The sequence below is a fragment of the Nostoc sp. genome, assembly GCF_036917435.1.
Taxonomy (GTDB): Bacteria; Cyanobacteriota; Cyanobacteriia; order Cyanobacteriales; family Nostocaceae; genus Nostoc.
Genome location: NZ_JBALDM010000030.1, coordinates 192,783 through 211,186, shown reverse-complemented (window position 1 = coordinate 211,186; position 18,404 = coordinate 192,783). Strand labels below are relative to the sequence as shown.

The window sequence follows — 18,404 nt, the reverse complement described above, 5'->3', positions numbered from 1 at the left end:
CTCATGTTGCTCTCTCAGTGCTGTCTACTATCTATTCACAGCGTATACTGAGAGAGCTTTTTTACCATTTCTCTGACTTTTCAAACAACCTCTTATAAGCAGGGGAGTAAGATTCAAAGCCTCTCTCCTTTTAGGAGCGACAGAATTAGCCAAAACAAAAGAAAATACCTCACCCTATCCTATCTTTAATCCCTCTCCTTAGTAAGGAGAGAGACAGGTTTTACGCAGTAAAACCAGGGTGAGGTTTCTCAGTGGCTCTGAGACTTAACCGTAAATTGCCTCACCAAAGACTTGTGTGTACACAGTAGCCTTTTAGGAGAGAGAGCAGAGTGTATTACATCCAAATGAGAAGCGCTATAAATTAATAATATATTGGTATATTTTGATAATAAAATACGACTTCTAATTTAATAACTAAAAGCATAAAATTACTCAAATTTATAACTTATCTTTAAATTTCCTTTTTGACGTTTTGCTTTAGTAACTACTACACTTTTTAATTCCTGAACTGATTTTAAATGAGTCCCTCCACATGGAGTTGGATGAAGATTGCCAATTGTCACCACTCTCAAAGGTTTTCCTGGAGGTAAATTACTAGGGATATTAGACCAACGCGCTGCTAATTCTTCTGGCATAATTAGTGAAGCTTCTATACTGGTAGCTTCATTTAAAGCTTCACTAATTTCTGTATTAATTTCAGCAATAAATGTTTCCATATTTTCAAACGAAGGGCTTCCTTGAAACTCTACATAGGAACCATCTGGAAAATGATACCCTTTAACTGCGATGAGATTTTTATCAAGGGATTCGACTATGGTATACATAAGATGCCCAGCCGTATGAGCCTTAGCATTTTGTATCCGACGAGCTTCATCAACATACAAAGTTACTTGTTCACCTTTCTCTAGCGATACAGATAAAAAATCTCCATAATGACGAGCAACTCCATCTACAAAGCTTACAAAATTGATTGTCAGATGAACTCCTTTTGCTTCAATAGTGCCTACATCTGAAGGCTGACCACCACCCTGCGGATAAAACACAGTACTATCGAGTACACAATAATAACCCCGCTCATCATTGGCAATATACTCAACGTGAGCTTTATCAATAAATTTATAGGTATCTTCAAGATAAGCAAGTACTGTGGACATAGCTAAATCTCTCAACTTGACTTTGATAATGATTATTTAAAATAATACAGTAAATCACGGGTAAAGCGAGGGAGGGTGTTGCGGATGTCGGAAGTATCGAACGTAGTGTTTTCATTGATTTTTCCCGTGAGAAAGCCCTTTGTTTTGATGTCTATTTTCTTAATTCCTTCACTTGATGCCATTTTAGTTGCTAGCAATCAAGGCAGTCTCTTGCCCAATTAAAACTGAGTTTTCTCTTAAATAAAAATCCAGAATGTTTACAAAAAGCCGGAATCATTTTTCATTGCTTTAGCTTCAAGACTTTAAGGAGTCGCTTCGGATTGAAAGCATTGCATGAGATTTTGGAATGAGTGTCTCAGGCTTCCACCATCACTTCAAGTCTGTCACTGCAACGAGTCCCTTCCAGTTCCAGAAGCAACTACGGCTCCAGGAGGCTTGACATGGCGGTTAACAATTCTCCAGTAGCCAACCATAATTTGATTGTGCGTAGGCGTAGCACGTCGTAGACATCGCAACTGCCACTAGCAATAGTATTTCCATTTGGACTATCAAATCTTTAAATCCAAGAGAGCCAAACGAATTTGTTCCATACGCCTGCGGTTGACACCAAGATCCGACTCTCCCACGCGAGATGCAGAGCGCAGATGAATTACCGACTCATTGGGAGGTAAATAAAACTCGACATCATCAACAAATTTAAAGATGCGGCTTTTAGAAAGAGCGTGGATGTAATTAGGAGTCTGTTCTATAACTTCTGTGCGTGGGACAACGCTAAGAACTTTTAGTAAGATTTCTCTAGCTGCATCTCGATCTCGATGATAAGTAATTGGGTTGATGGTGTGTTTAGAATCTGCATTTTGACTCACAACACAGTTATCTGAAGCCGGACAAGAACTAAGATAACCATTATCAACTCCTAATCCAGAAGAGGCAGCCCAAGAAGTAGCAACAGGAAATATTAAACTACTAATCAAAGTTAGGAGTACTGCAAAAGTGATACTCCGCAAGAATTTCTGCTGTAAGCCTTTTAGCAGATGGGACATGATAAATTTACTCCTCAAGGTTAAATAACACTCAATTATTTTCTCTTAAAGTAGCAGTTTTGGTATAGCATGGAATTAATAAATTTTCAGTCGCAGCTGTTTATACTTATCTTGCAGACAAATATTTGACATCTGCCCCTTTTTGTGTTTGTCTCTCAATGTCAAAAAACAGTAATCATCAAAGAAGTAAGTAAGTCAGTGTAAATAATTAAAGGTTTGTAGTAAGGGCTTTAGCCCTGAGAATAGGGCTAAAGCCCTTGCTACGAGCAAATTTAGTTAATTTTACATTGCGTAACATAGTTTGATTTATTCTTGCCCACCTGCTTAGTACAGCATTTAAAACCCCAAGCATCTTGATTGTGATTACTGAATTCTGACTTCTTCTTCAAAAATCACAGGAGATATAGGACTGATATTTGATTTTTGAACAAAATTAGGTATGTAGGGTGTGTTAGAACGAAGTTCATAACGCACCATTTGTAAGGATTTGGTGCGTTACGCTGTCGCTAACACAACGCCAGTTCGCTCAAGTCTGGAAACGCGCCCACACGACTGGCTCCCCTACGTATCTTTTCAGAAATCAAACATTAGTCCTATATATAATTTTGATTAACTACTGAATCGGCTATCATTAATAACTTTGAATGCAATCAGACTAGTTAATACTAATAAACCTAAAGCTCTGCGAAAATAGTTAACGCCTTGAAATAATTCTAGCCATGCCCAAGTAAATAAAGAGCCATTTGCCAGTATGTCTAACAGTATATTGATTTTGCCAGTCGTAAAAACTAGAGCAAGTATACTGGTTACTATCCAAATAATAAGAGGTAGATTTGGCGCTTGGGCTATAACAATCTTGCCATCACTGTCACGGAATATTTTATCGACTAATGTATTTTCCATAACTTTTAATTGCCAGTTAGCTGAAAACTATAAACTTACAAAACTACCGAGTGACCTATTTAAAAGATGCTGATTAATAGTATTAAAACATTCAGGCAATTCTATTTTCAACCATCTAATTGCATAGATGAGAGCCGTAAAGCATATTCATATATGAATAAGGGCGTACAGATTGGCTTGGCTATACAGGCAAAGATTAACTTACGTGGACTAAGGTAAAATTAAGGCTTTGAACCCACGGAGTAAGAAAAAGAATTCTCAATCTAAAATCCCAAATGGTATGATTTTTGAACGAAATTAGGTATTGTAGAGGAGCCAGTGCGTTGCGGTGAATCCAGTGCTGTAGGCGGGTTTCCCAACCTAGGCGACTGGTGAACCCGAAGGGAGGTTCCCTCCGTTATAGCAACTGGCGTTGTGTTAGAACGGAGTTCGTAACGCACTATTATCACTGGTTTGATGCGTTACGCTGTCGCTAACACATCCTACGTATATTTTTAGAAATCAAACCTGATTCCTATATATCTTATGAGTAAAGGAAAAAGATATCTTCCTTTACTCCTTAACCGAACCCTATTATCCACGTTCCTATTTCGTGGCTAATAATTGCTATCTAAGCACTAGTCGAAGTATTTTTATTCAAAGCTTCTGCTTTTATCTTGGCATTATCTTTGGAATATTTACTTAGGGAAGGAGTGCTTAAATCTATGTCTTCTGAAGAAGGTGTTGAAATTGAAGAGTTAGAGCTAATCTCTTCTGGTTCTGAATTGAAGGCTGTTTTTCCTTCCCACGAATAATTACATATTTTGGTGTGAAGTAGTGTGCCAAATATTGCATTAATTACAAAGGCAAATGAATCTACGAAGATTATATCTATAGCCCGATTAATCATGAGTCCCCCTTGAGCCTATGAAAGCATCAAGTGATGTTTAAATGTGAATGTGACTACACAAGGTATAATCCTTATTCCAGAAATCCTCTGAAATACTTGTAAGCTGTCGTGCATTTAATTTGCACAGCTAGGGCGGGCAAGATGCCCACCCCACAAGAGATTTATTTTTTTGAGGATGCAAATTAAAGTATTTTCAGCTTACTTATAGCGGTTCCCATTCAGATGCGGTACAAAATGATATCGCTTGGTGTAAGGGCACAGCAATGCTGTGCCCCTACGGGTGTACCTTACTAAGTCGAGAAACGCTATATCTTTGGTAGCCTAAAGATATATATAAAAGGTATTGTGACGATTAGACATCTCCGAAAAAGAATCTCAAACCCTTATCCTGTCTAGGTGAAAACCTAATTTCTGGAGATGTCTATTAGGAATTAGCCTTTGCTAATATTGTTCGTAATACCCTGTTTGCATGATGAGTTAAAATTTGCGGTATCTATAGAAATCATATTTGATTTTTGTAGGACTTACGCAAAACTACACGCGGTAGGAGCAATTCATGAATTGCCCCTACCTTAAAATAAGCGGTTGGGCTATTTTTTACGTAAGTCCTGTTTTGAAAAAATAGTTTCTATCTCCTGCCACTTTACCAAGGATTACCAACCATTGTGAATCCAGACCAGTAATAAGGATGAGTAAGTAATTGCTCTCCTTCATCAGCACTGTTATTAGGTAAAGACAAGTTCCCCACTAATCCGAAACCTTCCAATTGACCATTTTTAACATAAATCTGCCCTTTGACCATAGCTACCTGAGCCTGTCTGAGGGCTTCTGCCTTAATTGGAGCCGTCCTCAAGTTTTGATAAAATTTTGTCATCAAGGCTGCTGTACCAGCATCGTTGACTGACCAAAGACTGGCAACAGTAGTTTTCACACCTGCTAGCACTGCTAAACCGGCAAATCCTAATTCCGACTCTTCATCCCCTAATGCTGTTCTACAAGCACTCAGAACTAGCATTTCAACTTCGGGTTCATTCAAACGCAGCTGTCGTAATTGGTTCAAGCGTAACTTGTCTTCCCACAGTTGAATATAGGAATTACTCAAAGCGCCAGCAGTAAAATCGGCATGGGTTGCCATGTGAATAATCCCAAAAGGTTGTTGGCGGCGGATAGTTTTGAGATTTTCTAAGGTGGCTTGCTTGTCTAACAATAATTTGCCCGGCCAGAGTTTAGATACTAGTGTTGATAACTCCAGGGGAACTGCTGGTAAAGGCTCTTGTCCTTGTGTACTCTGAGAAACCCCTAATGCTAAAATTTGAGATTTTTTAATGTCTTTATAAAGGGTGTTTGTCAAGCTGAGACTGGGCATCAAGCCAATGCTATATTTTTCTACTAGAAACGCCTTGCCATCATGAAGTGCTGCCATTGGGGTTGAACGTAATCCAATGTCTGGTAAAAAAACCAGATTATTGATTTCTCTTGCCTGCAAATCAGCTTCTAGTGGTGCAATAATCCAGCGATAAAGTTGTTGAGATGGACGCAAATAACCAGTGCGGCGGCGGTTTTGTGGACTAACTATTTGGTCACGAAATTCTTGAGCTACTTTGAGAACTTTAGCTTTGGTCGTTTCTGGGATGCGCTTGCGGATAGGATCGCCTTTTCCTGTTACTACTACTATTTCTAGTTGATCGCTATCCTGTTCTGCTACAGTATTCAACTGTTTAGTAAATTTTTGAGCTTTGCCTAAATTTCTCTCTGGTATTATCTCCACAGGGACAAAACTGATGTAAATAAATGCAGGTTTCACGCCAGTAGCTTCTTCAATTTTGCGAGCAATTTCTTTAGCATCATCTAGTGTTTTTACTCTAGGGCTAGAGATGCCTAAATGGTTGGTAAAATCATTTGTAAAATCACTTTCGGGTGTGGAATCGGTATTAATAACAGGGGGATTGGGTCTAAAGCTAGGGGGGTTAGGGTTAGGCGGTGTAATTCGGTTGCACTGGAATGTGCAGGGGTCAGGAGTTGGGGTAGGAGTCCTGGTTGGAGTCTGATTGACGTTAATTCCTACTTGTACAGGTGCAGAAGAAGAAACGCCGTCACTTGCACTAATTACAAAGGCATTTAGTAAACCATTAGTATCAGTTGGAGGAGTGTAAGCTAAAGTGTCTGCGCCAGATACGGTAGTAATGCCAGGTTTTACAGCAACACCATTCACAGTTAGAGTTCCAGCATTTACTGCATCAATCCGAATGGAGGTGATATCAGTATCAGCATCGGTAACTTGTGCGGCTAGACTGGCCAAGGTAAAAGGCACTGACTGGTTAGTTTGAGTATCGGGTAGCTTAGAATTGGCAGTGAGTTGGGGAGGTGTATTTACAGAAGTGATTGTAATTCCTGCTGGGGTATTTGTTGCTGGGCCTCCATTGGGAAGTACTGGAAAACTATTCGTAGAGATAATAGAACTTCCAGTATCGATCGCAGATGTTGTTCCGTTCACAGAAGCAGAGTCGCCCACTTTGAAAGGAGTATTAGTTGTTCCTCCACCATGTTGAATTGCGATCGCACCGTTTTGAGCGGTAGTGCCATAACCGTTACCTACAGCAATAGTAGAAATACTGCTATTTCTACCTGCATTATTTACAAAACTACCCGTTAGTCTGACAGCACCAGAACCAGAGGTGCTGATTGCAACTTGCCCTCCAGTACCTCTACCATCGTTACCGTATCCAAAGCCACCTAACACAATTCCCTGAGTGTTAATTGAAATTAGTGAGATGTTACTGGGTGTATTTGTAGTGTTGCTAGATGTATCGATTCGGACTGAACCACCAGTGGCATTGTTGTTTCTGATATTGGAAATGGCGCTAGTGTCAACATTTCCCAGAGTAATAGCGCCATTGGTGCTAGTAACAGTAACATTGCCGCCTGTAGTTATGTTATTACTTTGTCCTGTAGCGATCAGATCGCCAGAGGTAATATTGTTCCTTGCAGACAAGGTGATATTACCACCATTGCCATTAGTAGTAATTTGACCCTCGTTGTTAAAGAAACTGCTACTATTGATGATTCCTAAAGATAGGCTAGCTCCTGAAATGGTGATATTCCTGCCATTAGTTCTGATGGTGTCAGCTGTCCCCATCGTAAAAGCACCTACACCATTACCATCTGCGTCTGCGGTAAAAGCGATCGCGCCACCACCATCATTCACAAAATTCAACGATACCCCATTAGCGATCGCAATATTATTGGTCGCTGCCAAAGTAACAGCAGCATTCTGATTTTCTAAAGCGTCTTTGGAAATTGTAAAAGTCGCTGGAAAAGCGTTTTGAAGGATTTGAGGCAGAGAGGCATCTTGAGGGGCGTTAGTACCATCTACAATATTGATATCGGTTGGGTCTAGCAACAAGTTACCAAAAATACCATTCTTTGCACTCAGGTCAGTATTACCACGGTAAATCAGATTCTCTTTACCCGACACTTCTGCAAAACCACCATTACCGGAGTTAAGCCCACCATGAGCGGTAATATTGCCAGAAAATCCCGTTGTCTTATCACTCCAAACAATTACCCTTCCACCATTTCCATTCAAATTGCTATCGGCATTAATGACAGAGTTTGAGTTAATATAAGTCTGCTCTGCGTTGGGTAAAGTCCCCTTGCCTTGGTAATCGCCGCCAATTAACACAGTACCGCCGCCATTGGTTCCAGAGGCGTTAATGTTGCCATCAATCACGGCAACTTTTTTACCCAAAACACTTACTTTCCCGCCTGTTTGACTCGATACATCAACTGTGCCAGAAATAATAGTTGTCCCTGGTGTTGTGGGAATTGTCACATTTGAGCTTGTTAATTTTACAGTCCCATCAGAATTGGCAGTTAACCCCGTATTACCAACTGTAAGCAATTCCGGTATTGAGGCGATGGGAATTGTCCAGTTATTGGGTTGAGTGCTACTAGAGGCGAGAGGTTGAATTTCTAGACTCAACAGATTTCCTGGCTGACTGAGACGCACCCAATTTTGTCCTGGTACGGATGTGACAGAAATTTGTCCTCCCGGTGCTGTCAATTGCCCGGTGTTGATTACAGTACCGCCCAATAATGTCAAATTTTGCCCAGCACCTACTGCCAAATTTCCAGCATTTGCGATCGCACCTGCTTGGTTCATACTAAAGGCAAATCCGTTGGGATTTCCAACTAAAGCAGCGTAGTTATTAACACCGATGGCGTTGAACCAACTGCTGCCAAAGCCAATACCGTTGGCTGTTGTCACCGTGAAAGCACCAGGCACATTTAAGCTGGCGTTCGATCCAAAAATAAATCCGGCTGGATTCATCAAGAAGAGGTTAGGATTGCCACCTGTTACTTGAATTAAGCCATTGATGACTGAGGCGTTGCCGCCTGTAATTCGACCAAGGATATTTTGCAGCGCTGGACTAGCTTGAAAGTTGGCAATTTGTTCTGGTGAAATCCCAAATTGTTGAAAGCTGTGGAAGAGATTAGCACCATCCCTAGAAGTTGTTCCCCCGGTGATATCAAGTCGATTACCGTTGGGTGTAACAATTGTATTTGTCCCATCGGCAGCAGGGACAATTTGTTGTGTTTGGGCTAATCCGGCACTTGTGGCACTCACCAAAGGCACAATAGCTAGTACTGAAGCGGCGATTTTGTGCAGGAGAGGTTTTTTATGCCGTAATATGAAGCGACCTGCGGGCAATTCTACATCGATTTGTAACTTGTCTGCTAATCCGCGTCGCCAAAGTGCTTGAGCGATCGCTTTTGCAGACCAGAGGATTTGTTCTTTTTTTCTAGTAACAGAGATGCTTTGAGAATGATTTCGGTACAAGTAGAGTGGCTCTTGAACTCGGCGCACCTCGGCTACTTCTGAAAGTCTCAGACATAGGTCATAATCATAAGCACTGCAAGAGAACGATTCGTTAACACCTCCAACTCGGTCGTAAACCGATCGCCGCATCAAGCGGAAGTGAAACGTCATAAAGTTAACTAGCAGACCTACTGGGGAATAGGGAATACTACAGCGATGACCATAACCGATAACTTTGCCGTTTTGATCGATATTTAAATAGTCGGTGTAAACAAATCCCGTTTCTGGATGATGGTTGAGAACTGTAGCAGTTTGGGCTATAGCGGTGGGAGCAAGGATATCATCATTGTCTAATATACCAACGTAAGTGCCGCTAGTTTGGCCGATCGCTGCTTTACAAGCCGCAGCAACTCCTTGATTGTCTGCTTCTACCACCCGCACTCGCTCATCTCGTTGAGCATAAGCGTGAGCGATCGCCACTGAGCCATCTGTAGAACCATTATCCCAAATTAGTAGCTCCAAATCTTGCCATGTCTGCGCTAAGACACTGGCGATCGCTACCCCAAGGTAAGACTCCCGGTTGTAATTGACGATGACTATAGATATCAGTGGTGGCATCGAAGTATTCCCAAGTTTTCTACCTGTTACCACAATATAATGCTAAGGGCTATCACTTAGAACAAATCGCTGCTAACTATAGTTTTAGTTACAAATCTTCTGAAATCTAGATGTCAAAAATATGATATTCAAATATTCATGCACCCATAGCATACTCAAAAACCAAAATCAGCCCAGTCGTTAAATAAGGCATCCACTGAGGAGAAATGAGAAAAGAAACAGAAACTGGTGTTCAGCCGAAAGCAACGACTCAGCAAATAATTGTCTATTTCTCTCATCAGTTAGACACTTGGCATCTGGCAACTACTAAATGGAGTAAGCACAGTTTTCGGTGCGGCTTGCTAATTTTACCTGCGGTCTGGATTATAACTGCAAATGAACTGAGAGCTACGGCGAATTACTTTACACCGGATTCTACTCAAAATAGTAGTCAGCCGGAGTTACAAATAGTGCAGGAAACAGAACCTGCTCCGAATCAACCCGAATCAAACCCACAACCAGAAACACCACAACGGATTCGGGTTCGTAAAATCCAAGTTGTAGATAGCACAGTTTTTAATGAAAATGATTTTAATCCAGTTGTCAAACCTTTTGAAGAACGGGACTTAACCCTAGAAGAAATTAGACAAGCCGCAGATTCTATCACCCAGCTTTACTTAAACAAAGGTTATATCAATTCCAGAGCAATTCCAGAAACTAAGCAACCTAGTACCGCCGATGGTGTGGTGGTAATTCGCGTGATTGAAGGGCGTTTGAGCGAGATTAACATCGAAGGAACGCGGCGATTAAATCCATCTTATATTCGTAGTCGCATTCAATTAGGTGCTGGTATCCCTCTAAATACTGGTAAGCTCGAAGAACAATTGAAACTGTTGCGACTCGATCCGCTATTTAAAAATATAGAAGCGCGTCTGCGGCCGACGGGTAAGGTTGGTCAAAGTATTCTTATTGTCAGAGTTGAAGAGGCAAAAACTTTAATTGGTAGCTTGGGTGTAGATAATTATTCGCCTCCGAGTATTGGGGCGGAAAGATTGGGTGTTGAACTACGCGATCGCAATTTAACCGGGATGGGAGATGAGTTAGCAGGTTCCTATTACCACACCCTTACTGGTGGTTCCGATGCCTTTGATTTTAGCTATCAAGTTCCCGTTAATGCCATGAATGGCAATGTGCAGATTAGAGCCGCATTTAATCGCAACGAAATCACCGAGCCACCCTTTAATGCCTTTGGCATTCGGGCAAACCAGGATCTTTATGAAATCAATTATCGTCAACCATTAGTGCGATCGCCCAAAGAAGAATTTGCCCTATCTTTAGGATTTACCTATCAAGATGGTCAAACCTTCCTCTTCGATAACCTAGCAACCCCCTTTGGTACTGGCCCTGATGCCAATGGCGTGAGCCGCACCAGTGTAATTAAATTTGGTCAAGATTACATTAGGCGCGAACCTCAAGGAGCTTGGTTTTTGCGATCGCAATTTAATTTTGGTATTGACATATTAGACGCAACTATCAACAATGATCCCACACCCGATGGTCGCTTTTTCAGTTGGTTGGGTCAAATACAGCGCGTGCAGCAACTCAGTGCCGATCATCTCTTGCTTATCCAAGCAGACTTGCAGCTAACACCAGATAGCCTCTTACCCTCCCAGCAATTCGTCATTGGCGGTGGACAATCTGTAAGGGGATATCGCCAAAATATCCGCTCAGGGGATAATGGATTTCGTGTAGCGATCGAAGATCGCTTCACAGTGCAGCGCGATGAATCTGGATTATCCATAATTCAACTTGCACCATTTCTAGACATGGGAGCAGTTTGGAATCAATCTAATAATCCTAATAAGCTACCCAGTCAAACTTTTCTAGCGGGTGCAGGCTTAGGATTAATATGGAATCAGGCAATGGGAATTGATAATCTGTTTTTGCGCCTCGATTATGGATTTCCATTTATCGATCTGAGCGATCGCGGTAATAATGCTCAAGATGATGGCTTTTACTTTAGCCTTCGCTATCAACCTTAGTACAGCACAACAAAATTTAAGTTAAAAGAGCGCGAGCGCCTAAAGGTAACTCCAATAAATAAATTATTCAATCTTGTGGGGTGAGCATCTTGCCACTGGTGTCAACTTAAGCTACAAGCTTTGTCCCACAATCGTTTTACCCCCCTTAATCCCCCCTTATAAAGGGGGGAAACAGGAAATCCGGTTCCCTCCCCTTTATAAGGGGAGGGTTAGGGTGGGGTAACGCGGATCGTCATAGGAAGTGAGTGAACTCAATATTCAGTTTTTACAAGGGTTTCACGTTAAGTTGACACCAATGGCAACATGAGCGCCCAGTTCACAGGACGGGCAAGATGCCCATCCTACAAGAAATATTAGGATATTTTATTACTTGGAAGTCCCTAAGTCCTATTTGAAATCTGTTTGATCGTAATACTTAATTTATCAATGTTTCATAACTTATGTCAGCATTTTTTGTTTTAAAAATCACTCAAAAAGCGCATTTTCAGGTAATTGGCGATTTTTGGTCAATTTATTTTTGATTATTTACTGAGCTAATCTGCATTTGGGGTGTACTCTCAATATACGGTAACTACCACGCTTGACCTTTGAGATAAATTACACCCAGAGGTGAATACCATGAAAAATTATGCTGATAAACAAGAATTTATTTTAAGTCAAATCACAAACAAGTATTTTCAGCGCCGAGATTTCAGTGGATATGACTTGAGTGGAATTGACCTAAAAGGAATTGATTTAAATGGTGTTAACTTCATAGGAGCAGATTTAAGTGGTGCAAATTTGTCTGGCTGTGTCCTCACTCGTGCTAATTTGAGTGGCGCAAATTTGATGCAAGCTAGTTTACGTGAAGCTAATTTGTATGAAGCATCTTTGTGTGAAGCTAATTTGACTAATGCTGATTTAACACGAGCAAATTTGTGTGGAACGTTCTTATGGCGGGCGAAATTCACAGGTAGTAATCTTTGGGGTGCTTCTTTATGTGATGTGGATTTGAGAGAAGCAGACTTAAGTGAAGCCAAATTAATTGAAGCATCACTAATTGAAGCTAACTTAGTTAGAGCAAATCTCACAAGAGCAAAGTTATGTGGAGCAAAATTACTAGAAGCTAATTTAGCTGAGGCTAATTTAACTGGTGCAGATTTGACATGGGCAAATTTAACCAAGGCAAACTTGAGTAAAGCAAATCTTTGGGAGACAAACCTAATTTATGCAAGGTTCCGAGATACTATCATGCCTGATGGCACAATTAAGCAACCTCAGATAGTAATTTATTAGTCATTAGTCATTAGTCATTTGTCATTTGTTATTTGTCATTTGTCATTCGTCATTCGTCGTTTGTCAGAAGAGAAGAACTTACTGCTTGTCCCAATTCCCAATTCCCAATTCCCAATTCCCAATGCCCAATGCCCAATGCCCAATGCCCAATGACTAAAATTCGCGTTGTGAGAAGATAAAAATAGCGATCGCTAATAACATGGCACTATAAAGTAAGCCATAACCAGCATTTGTAATCAGTGCAGTTGTGTCAGGGAGGGCTTGCAAACCATAAACGGCATCATTTTTCAAATCTAATCGAGATAAATCTGGCAAAATGAGAAACAAGCCTTGAGTTAGAAGTTCCATACCAGGGTTGCGGCTCAGACGACCTAGTTGTACTAAATCTTGAGTAACATTTCCGATTAAATATACCGCAAAGGTTAAAATAGTTGCTAAAAGAGAAGCAGTAAAAACACCGAATGTAATCGCCATAGCGGTGATTAATGATAACTGCAACAATAAGAAAATTGCAGCAATTAAAATGCTCGCCGTTGGATGAGGAATGTTACCAAATTGCAGAAAGACCAGATAAATTACTGTCATTGTGGCGATAAGTACAGCTAATACTGCGGATAAACCTAAGTATTTGCCAACAATTATTTCGCTGCGACTGACAGGTTTAGCAATTAACACCAAAATAGTGCGTTTTTCAATTTCTTTATTAATCAATCCCGTACCAATAAATATCGTCACAATTAAGCCGATGGCATTCATCGCCGCCATCCCGAAGTCTAAAAACATCTTGTCTTCAGTCGTAGCTGCAAATTCAGGAAGGACGCGGAAGGCAGTGACGAGGATTAGCGTGTAAAAACCAATAATATATAGGATGCGATCGCGGATCACTTCCTGAAACACGTTCTTTGCTAGTACAAAAATTCTGTTAATAGTCATTTGTTATTTGTCACTGGTCATTTGTCACTGGTCATTTGTCATTTGTCAATGCCTCTTTACCGCCGAGGAGGTGGCGATCCTGCGATTAATTTACTGGCGCGATCGCATTTAATTTCTGCAACTGTAATTTTATTCCCTGAATTGCTGGTTGCTGGAATTTGTTCAATACGGCAAGATTTTTTCAAATAATAGCCCCGTGGGTTAGAACTTGGGCCTATCCAAATACTTAATAAATCTAATATATATCCAGACTTATATCCAGACTGAGTATTATCTACACGCGCTTCAACACGCCATAGATCCTTCTCTTCATATTTCCCCAGGTTTTTTTGAATTACTTGCCTACCCAAAGTTTCTACCCGATGATTTTCAGGTAGCAGCCATTTCTCTACTTCTGACCAAGATGTTTGGTTTATTTGTTCTTCTACTATTGGTTGAAGTTTCTCTAGAATTACAGCACCATTTTGTGGGATTTTTGCTCGTTCTTCTGTTCTGACAACAAAGGTACTACGTTTAAAAGTATCTGCCTGCAAACTAGGATATTGCTGAAACCAATGATCCATTACAAAATAAAACTGAATCCAGCAACTTAACAACATACTACTAGCAACTAAAATTATGATTCTTTGCCGGTCTTCTGGCTTAGGAATTTTAGCTTTAGCGTCGGTATCAGTTCCTTCAATAAATTCTGGTATTGCCGTAATTAGTGCTGAAATTGTCGGCCAAAAAACGATTGTTATTGGTGTAATTACATCTTTTTGATTTCCAAAGGCAAAAACACTCACTAAAAATCCAGTGATTACTGCCCCGACTGGCATAAAAGTACCAGGAACTCTCAAAGGATCTTGAGTTGTATACCAAGCTGTGCCAGCAATTAAAAATAACCAACCAAAAAAGGCAATAATATCTTTAATATACCCGATCGCAAAAAATGAAAGTGCCCAAGAAAAAACACTCAGATACAGAAATGTCTGCCAAGAATAAGCTTTGGGCGGAACTAATGCTTTTCTAATTCCTGCATAAAGCCCTTCGGCAAATTTAAAAATTCCAAATACATCTTTAAATAGCGTATTCATTTTCCTCCTTACACCTGATTAATTAATCACTCATCTTCCTTCTAATGAAGTAAAGTCTTGCTATTTTGCACCAAATAATAAAATAATAGTTATAGCAGTATAACTCAGAGAATTTGCCATGAGTATAGTAATAGCCAAATTGTTACTTTGTAATTTCAAATTGCTAAAACTCCGCCATCGTCGTCGTTGAGAGGTTGGAAGTTCCTCTTCTTTTTTTGGAAATGTTTCATTTAATGAGAATAGTAATACCCTTAAAATGAAAAACTTCATCAAAAAGGTAGCAAAGAAAATTATAAAAGCAGTTAATATTAGTAAGCCTTGCGTATTAGGTAATTTGAAATTATGAAAAAACATATAGTTAATTAATTCTGCTCTCACCTGGATTGGCAACATTGGTTCAATTATAAAAAATATGAACCAACCAATTACACTAGAAAACAAATTGATAGAAATAGCATAAAAAGTACTGGTTTTTTTGTCAAATTTTAGTCGATTGTTCAAAATGTAAGCTTCAATGGGGATGGCAATCAGTACAAATAAAAAGTCAAATAGAATTCCACCAAAGGGAAAAATCCTCGGAAGCATCCAATTTTCAGGCATAAATCGTCAAGGGTAAGGTTTAACTGTAGAGAGTATAACTGGGATATTGAGGGTGATGGGGAAAATTATTACATTGTTGTATAGGACTCATATTTGATTTTTAAAATACACGTAGGGCAGCCAGTCGTCTGGGTGGGTTTCCCACGCCAAAGTAACGCACCACCCAAAGGTTTCGGTGCGTTAGGCTACGCCGTAACACACCCTACATATACTTATTTGGATTTTTTCAAAAATCAAATCGGATTGCTACAGTCCTTTACTATATTGGTGTGTCAGTATTCTTTGACTGATATTGTTAATACATCAAGCTGATCTTTATACGGGTGTAGCAGAGGGGTACTTTCTCAGATCAGAGTACAACAGGTTAGGTAAGATTAAAGACTGCCACTTATAGCTATTCGAGAGATGACAAGGAACGGTATCGGTATTCGCACGGCGCAAGTGCGTCATGAACGGCTCATTGGTCAAATTCACATCTACGATGGCATTGGTAAAGGCAAATCCCAAGCGGCCTTGGGGGTGGTTTTGCGCTCTATCGGGTTGGGGATAAATACACCTAGCGATTCTAACCGTGTTTTACTACTGCGCTTTTTAAAAGGGCCGGAACGTGATTATGACGAAGATGGCGCGATCGCAGCTTTACAGCGTGGGTTTCCCCATTTAATAGACCAGGTTCGCACTGGGAGAGCCGAATTTTTTGGACATGAAGAAATTACCACCTTTGACCGAGATGAGGCGATGCGGGGTTGGGATGTGGCTAAAGGTGCGATCGCTAGCGGGTTATATTCAGTTGTCGTCTTGGATGAAATTAACCCCGTTCTAGATTTGGGTTTGCTACCAGTGGATGAAGTGGTAAAGACATTAAAATCCAAACCCCAAGAGTTAGAAGTTATTGCTACCGGACGCGCTGCACCGCAGAAATTGCTCGACATTGCAGATTTGCATTCAGAAATGAAACCTCATCATCACCCAACAGCTAAAGCCCTCTTTCTGGAAGGGATTGAAATTTATACTGGTGCTGGTAAAGGTAAGTCTACTAGTGCTTTGGGCAAAGCCTTACAAGCCATTGGTAGGGGAATCAATCATCCAGGGTCTACCCGTGTGTTAATTATGCAGTGGCTTAAAGGTGGTACTGGCTACACAGAAGATGCAGCGATCGCCGCTTTGCAGCAATCATATCCAGAAGTGGTGGATCATCAGCGCTGTGGTGGCGATTCCATTGTCTGGCGCAATTCCCGGCAAGAATTAGACTATGTAGAAGCCGAGAGGGGTTGGGAAATTGCGAAAGTTGCGATCGCCTCTGGAATGTATAAAACTATTATTCTCGATGAACTCAACCCCACTGTTGACTTAGAATTACTCCCCGTTGAACCCATTGTTCAAGCTTTACTCCGCAAACCCCGCGACACCGAAATCATTATTACTGGCCGCTGTCAAAATCAGCCGGCGTACTTTGACTTAGCTAGCGTTCATTCAGAGGTTTATTGCCACAAACACTATGCAAATCAAGGTGTAGAACTTAAACGAGGGGTAGATTTTTAGGTGTTGCGATATGCTAGATTTTCTAGAAACATAACAAATAAGTTTACCAAAATGGTAAACTTATATTAGTCTAGTAACGCATGGACATCACCTTCGCTGACCGCAAACTGCAAAGCCTATGCCAACAACAAGACTTAGCGAAACAAAAATTGGGTAAGAACTGTGCAAAGAAATTGACAGCCCGATTAGCTGACCTTGCAGCTGTTAGCTGTGTCAAGGAATTATTTGCAGGTCGTCCCCATCCTTTAAAAGGAGATCGTGCAGGTGAATTTGCATTAGACCTAGAAGGTGCTAAACGACTTGTATTTAAGCCAGACAACGACCCCATCCCTATTTCTGAGGATGAAAGCATTGATTGGTCAAGAGTCACTGCTGTTTGTATTGTTTTCGTTGGAGATTACCATGACTAAGACAACCCGACCATTCACTCCAGATTGGGTATCTCCTCCCGGTGATACCATCGCTGATATATTAGAAGAGCGTGATTGGACACAAATAGAGTTAGCAGAGCGATTAGGCTACACTACAAAACATATCAGCCTACTCATCAACGGCAAAGCACCTATCAACGAAGAAACAGCCCTGAAGCTAGAACGAGTTTTAGGGAGTACAGCAGCATTTTGGCTCAATCGTGAAGCCCAATATCGCGCGGGTTTAGCACAGATAGAAGAAGAAAGCCGCTTAAAGGGATGGATATCTTGGTTAGATCAGTTACCCGTGAAAGACTTAATGAACCAAGGTTTAATTCCTAAGTGCCGTTTAATTCCCAAGAATAAGCCTGGTTTGGTAAAAAAGTTACTGCAATTTTTCGGTGTTGCTTCGCCGGAAGATTGGCACAATTATTATGCAGGTATGGAAGTTGCTTTTCGTCGGACACGCGAAGAGCAAAGTGATGTTGGTGCTATTTCCACTTGGTTACGGTTGGGGGAAATAAAAGCAGAAAAACTAAACTCTCCCAAGTACAGTAAACCAAAATTTGAAAAGGCGGTGCGGGAAATTCGTGCTTTGACGGTGTTACCGTCAGAGGAGTTTGAACCACAGATGCAAAAGTTGTGCTGGGAAGCAGGGGTTGTGCTTGTTTTAGTACCATCAATTAAGAAAGCCCACGTCAGTGGTGTTGCACGGTGGTTAAACCTACATAAGGCACTGATTCAACTTTCACTTTACGGTAAAACTAACGATCGCTTCTGGTTTAATTTTTTCCATGAAGCAGCACATATTTTGCTCCATGATAAAGAAAATATTTTTCTCGATGAATGGAATAGTGGGGAAAGTTTGAAATCTGAGCCGGAGGGTCAAGCAGATAAATGGTCGCGGGAATTTTTGATCCCACCTGAGTATGAGGGGGAATTAGCGAAGCTGAAATATGAAACTGATGTGATTGATTTTGCAGAACGTATCGGTATTCATCCTGGTATTATTGTCGGTCGGCTGCAACACGATCGCCTAATCGATCCGTCTTGGATGAATGATTTAAAGGTGAGTTTGCATTTTCAAGGGATAGAAAGTGTGTGAAGTCTGGCACACTAAC

Annotated in this window: 14 protein-coding genes; 6 read left to right on the top strand and 8 right to left on the bottom strand. The window is 40.8% G+C overall.

Translation table 11 applies throughout. The features are described from left to right. Positions 1–428 precede the first annotated feature (428 nt). From V7K98_RS12985 to V7K98_RS12965, 5 genes are all read right to left on the bottom strand, one after another. Entirely contained in the window at positions 429–1,154 is a 726-nt protein-coding gene (locus tag V7K98_RS12985) for an alanine--tRNA ligase-related protein (RefSeq protein ID WP_335022312.1), read from the bottom strand. A gap of 548 nt (positions 1,155–1,702) precedes the next feature. Then, positions 1,703–2,197, bottom strand: a complete 495-nt coding sequence (locus tag V7K98_RS12980; protein ID WP_335022310.1) for a DUF1499 domain-containing protein — start codon at positions 2,195–2,197, stop codon at positions 1,703–1,705. 609 nt (positions 2,198–2,806) lie between these two features. Then, positions 2,807–3,100 carry a hypothetical protein gene (locus V7K98_RS12975; protein WP_335022309.1) on the bottom strand — a complete coding sequence of 98 codons (294 nt, stop codon included), beginning with the start codon at positions 3,098–3,100 and terminating at the stop codon, positions 2,807–2,809. 610 nt (positions 3,101–3,710) lie between these two features. Then, positions 3,711–3,989, bottom strand: coding sequence for a hypothetical protein (locus V7K98_RS12970; protein WP_335022307.1), 279 nt, complete (start codon positions 3,987–3,989; stop codon positions 3,711–3,713). Positions 3,990–4,632: 643 nt separating this feature from the next. Then, the gene (locus V7K98_RS12965; RefSeq protein ID WP_335022305.1) at positions 4,633–9,426 is read right to left on the bottom strand and encodes a CHAT domain-containing protein; all 4,794 of its coding nucleotides are present in this window, start codon (positions 9,424–9,426) and stop codon (positions 4,633–4,635) included. 206 nt (positions 9,427–9,632) lie between these two features. On the opposite strand from V7K98_RS12965, the gene V7K98_RS12960 reads away from it, so the two are divergent. The 3 genes from V7K98_RS12960 (at position 9,633) to V7K98_RS12950 (ending at position 12,901) form a co-directional block, all read left to right on the top strand. Then, positions 9,633–11,447 (top strand): ShlB/FhaC/HecB family hemolysin secretion/activation protein, encoded by a 1,815-nt coding sequence (locus V7K98_RS12960; protein WP_335022303.1) that lies wholly within the window; start codon positions 9,633–9,635, stop codon positions 11,445–11,447. Between the two features lie 618 nt (positions 11,448–12,065). Beyond that, positions 12,066–12,722 carry a pentapeptide repeat-containing protein gene (locus V7K98_RS12955; protein WP_335022301.1) on the top strand — a complete coding sequence of 219 codons (657 nt, stop codon included), beginning with the start codon at positions 12,066–12,068 and terminating at the stop codon, positions 12,720–12,722. 32 nt (positions 12,723–12,754) lie between these two features. Then, complete coding sequence (locus tag V7K98_RS12950; RefSeq protein ID WP_335022299.1) at positions 12,755–12,901, top strand: hypothetical protein; 147 nt, start codon at positions 12,755–12,757, stop codon at positions 12,899–12,901. On the opposite strand, the gene V7K98_RS12945 is transcribed toward V7K98_RS12950, so the two are convergent. Genes V7K98_RS12945 through fraC form a run of 3 tightly spaced genes read right to left on the bottom strand, consistent with a single transcriptional unit; the run spans position 12,876 to position 15,331 of the window. Next, on the bottom strand, positions 12,876–13,655 hold the full coding sequence (locus V7K98_RS12945; protein ID WP_335022297.1) for an ABC transporter permease: 780 nt from the start codon (positions 13,653–13,655) through the stop codon (positions 12,876–12,878). The genes V7K98_RS12950 and V7K98_RS12945 overlap by 26 nt on opposite strands. A 56-nt stretch (positions 13,656–13,711) precedes the next feature. Then, positions 13,712–14,731, bottom strand: coding sequence for a septal junction protein FraD (fraD, locus tag V7K98_RS12940; RefSeq protein WP_335022295.1), 1,020 nt, complete (start codon positions 14,729–14,731; stop codon positions 13,712–13,714). Positions 14,732–14,791: 60 nt separating this feature from the next. After that, positions 14,792–15,331 carry a filament integrity protein FraC gene (gene fraC, locus V7K98_RS12935; RefSeq protein WP_335022293.1) on the bottom strand — a complete coding sequence of 180 codons (540 nt, stop codon included), beginning with the start codon at positions 15,329–15,331 and terminating at the stop codon, positions 14,792–14,794. Positions 15,332–15,736: 405 nt separating this feature from the next. Between fraC and V7K98_RS12930 the strand changes: the two genes are divergently transcribed. From V7K98_RS12930 to V7K98_RS12920, 3 genes are all read left to right on the top strand, one after another. Further along, complete coding sequence (locus tag V7K98_RS12930) at positions 15,737–16,873, top strand: cob(I)yrinic acid a,c-diamide adenosyltransferase (RefSeq protein WP_335022291.1); 1,137 nt, start codon at positions 15,737–15,739, stop codon at positions 16,871–16,873. Between the two features lie 80 nt (positions 16,874–16,953). Continuing rightward, positions 16,954–17,283 (top strand): type II toxin-antitoxin system RelE/ParE family toxin, encoded by a 330-nt coding sequence (locus tag V7K98_RS12925; protein ID WP_335022289.1) that lies wholly within the window; start codon positions 16,954–16,956, stop codon positions 17,281–17,283. After that, on the top strand, positions 17,276–18,388 hold the full coding sequence (locus V7K98_RS12920; protein ID WP_335022288.1) for a helix-turn-helix domain-containing protein: 1,113 nt from the start codon (positions 17,276–17,278) through the stop codon (positions 18,386–18,388). Before V7K98_RS12925 ends, V7K98_RS12920 begins: the two co-directional genes overlap by 8 nt. Positions 18,389–18,404 lie beyond the last annotated feature (16 nt).

Excerpts from the sequence above, each read along its gene's own strand:
- V7K98_RS12985 (WP_335022312.1), bottom strand. The coding sequence starts at position 1,154 with ATGTCCACAGTACTTGCTTATCTTGAAGATACCTATAAATTTATTGAT.
- V7K98_RS12980 (WP_335022310.1), bottom strand. The coding sequence starts at position 2,197 with ATGTCCCATCTGCTAAAAGGCTTACAGCAGAAATTCTTGCGGAGTATC.
- V7K98_RS12975 (WP_335022309.1), bottom strand. The coding sequence starts at position 3,100 with ATGGAAAATACATTAGTCGATAAAATATTCCGTGACAGTGATGGCAAG.
- V7K98_RS12970 (WP_335022307.1), bottom strand. The coding sequence starts at position 3,989 with ATGATTAATCGGGCTATAGATATAATCTTCGTAGATTCATTTGCCTTT.
- V7K98_RS12965 (WP_335022305.1), bottom strand. The coding sequence starts at position 9,426 with ATGCCACCACTGATATCTATAGTCATCGTCAATTACAACCGGGAGTCT.
- V7K98_RS12960 (WP_335022303.1), top strand. The coding sequence starts at position 9,633 with ATGAGAAAAGAAACAGAAACTGGTGTTCAGCCGAAAGCAACGACTCAG.
- V7K98_RS12955 (WP_335022301.1), top strand. The coding sequence starts at position 12,066 with ATGAAAAATTATGCTGATAAACAAGAATTTATTTTAAGTCAAATCACA.
- V7K98_RS12945 (WP_335022297.1), bottom strand. The coding sequence starts at position 13,655 with ATGACTATTAACAGAATTTTTGTACTAGCAAAGAACGTGTTTCAGGAA.
- fraD (WP_335022295.1), bottom strand. The coding sequence starts at position 14,731 with ATGAATACGCTATTTAAAGATGTATTTGGAATTTTTAAATTTGCCGAA.
- fraC (WP_335022293.1), bottom strand. The coding sequence starts at position 15,331 with ATGCCTGAAAATTGGATGCTTCCGAGGATTTTTCCCTTTGGTGGAATT.
- V7K98_RS12930 (WP_335022291.1), top strand. The coding sequence starts at position 15,737 with ATGACAAGGAACGGTATCGGTATTCGCACGGCGCAAGTGCGTCATGAA.
- V7K98_RS12925 (WP_335022289.1), top strand. The coding sequence starts at position 16,954 with ATGGACATCACCTTCGCTGACCGCAAACTGCAAAGCCTATGCCAACAA.
- V7K98_RS12920 (WP_335022288.1), top strand. The coding sequence starts at position 17,276 with ATGACTAAGACAACCCGACCATTCACTCCAGATTGGGTATCTCCTCCC.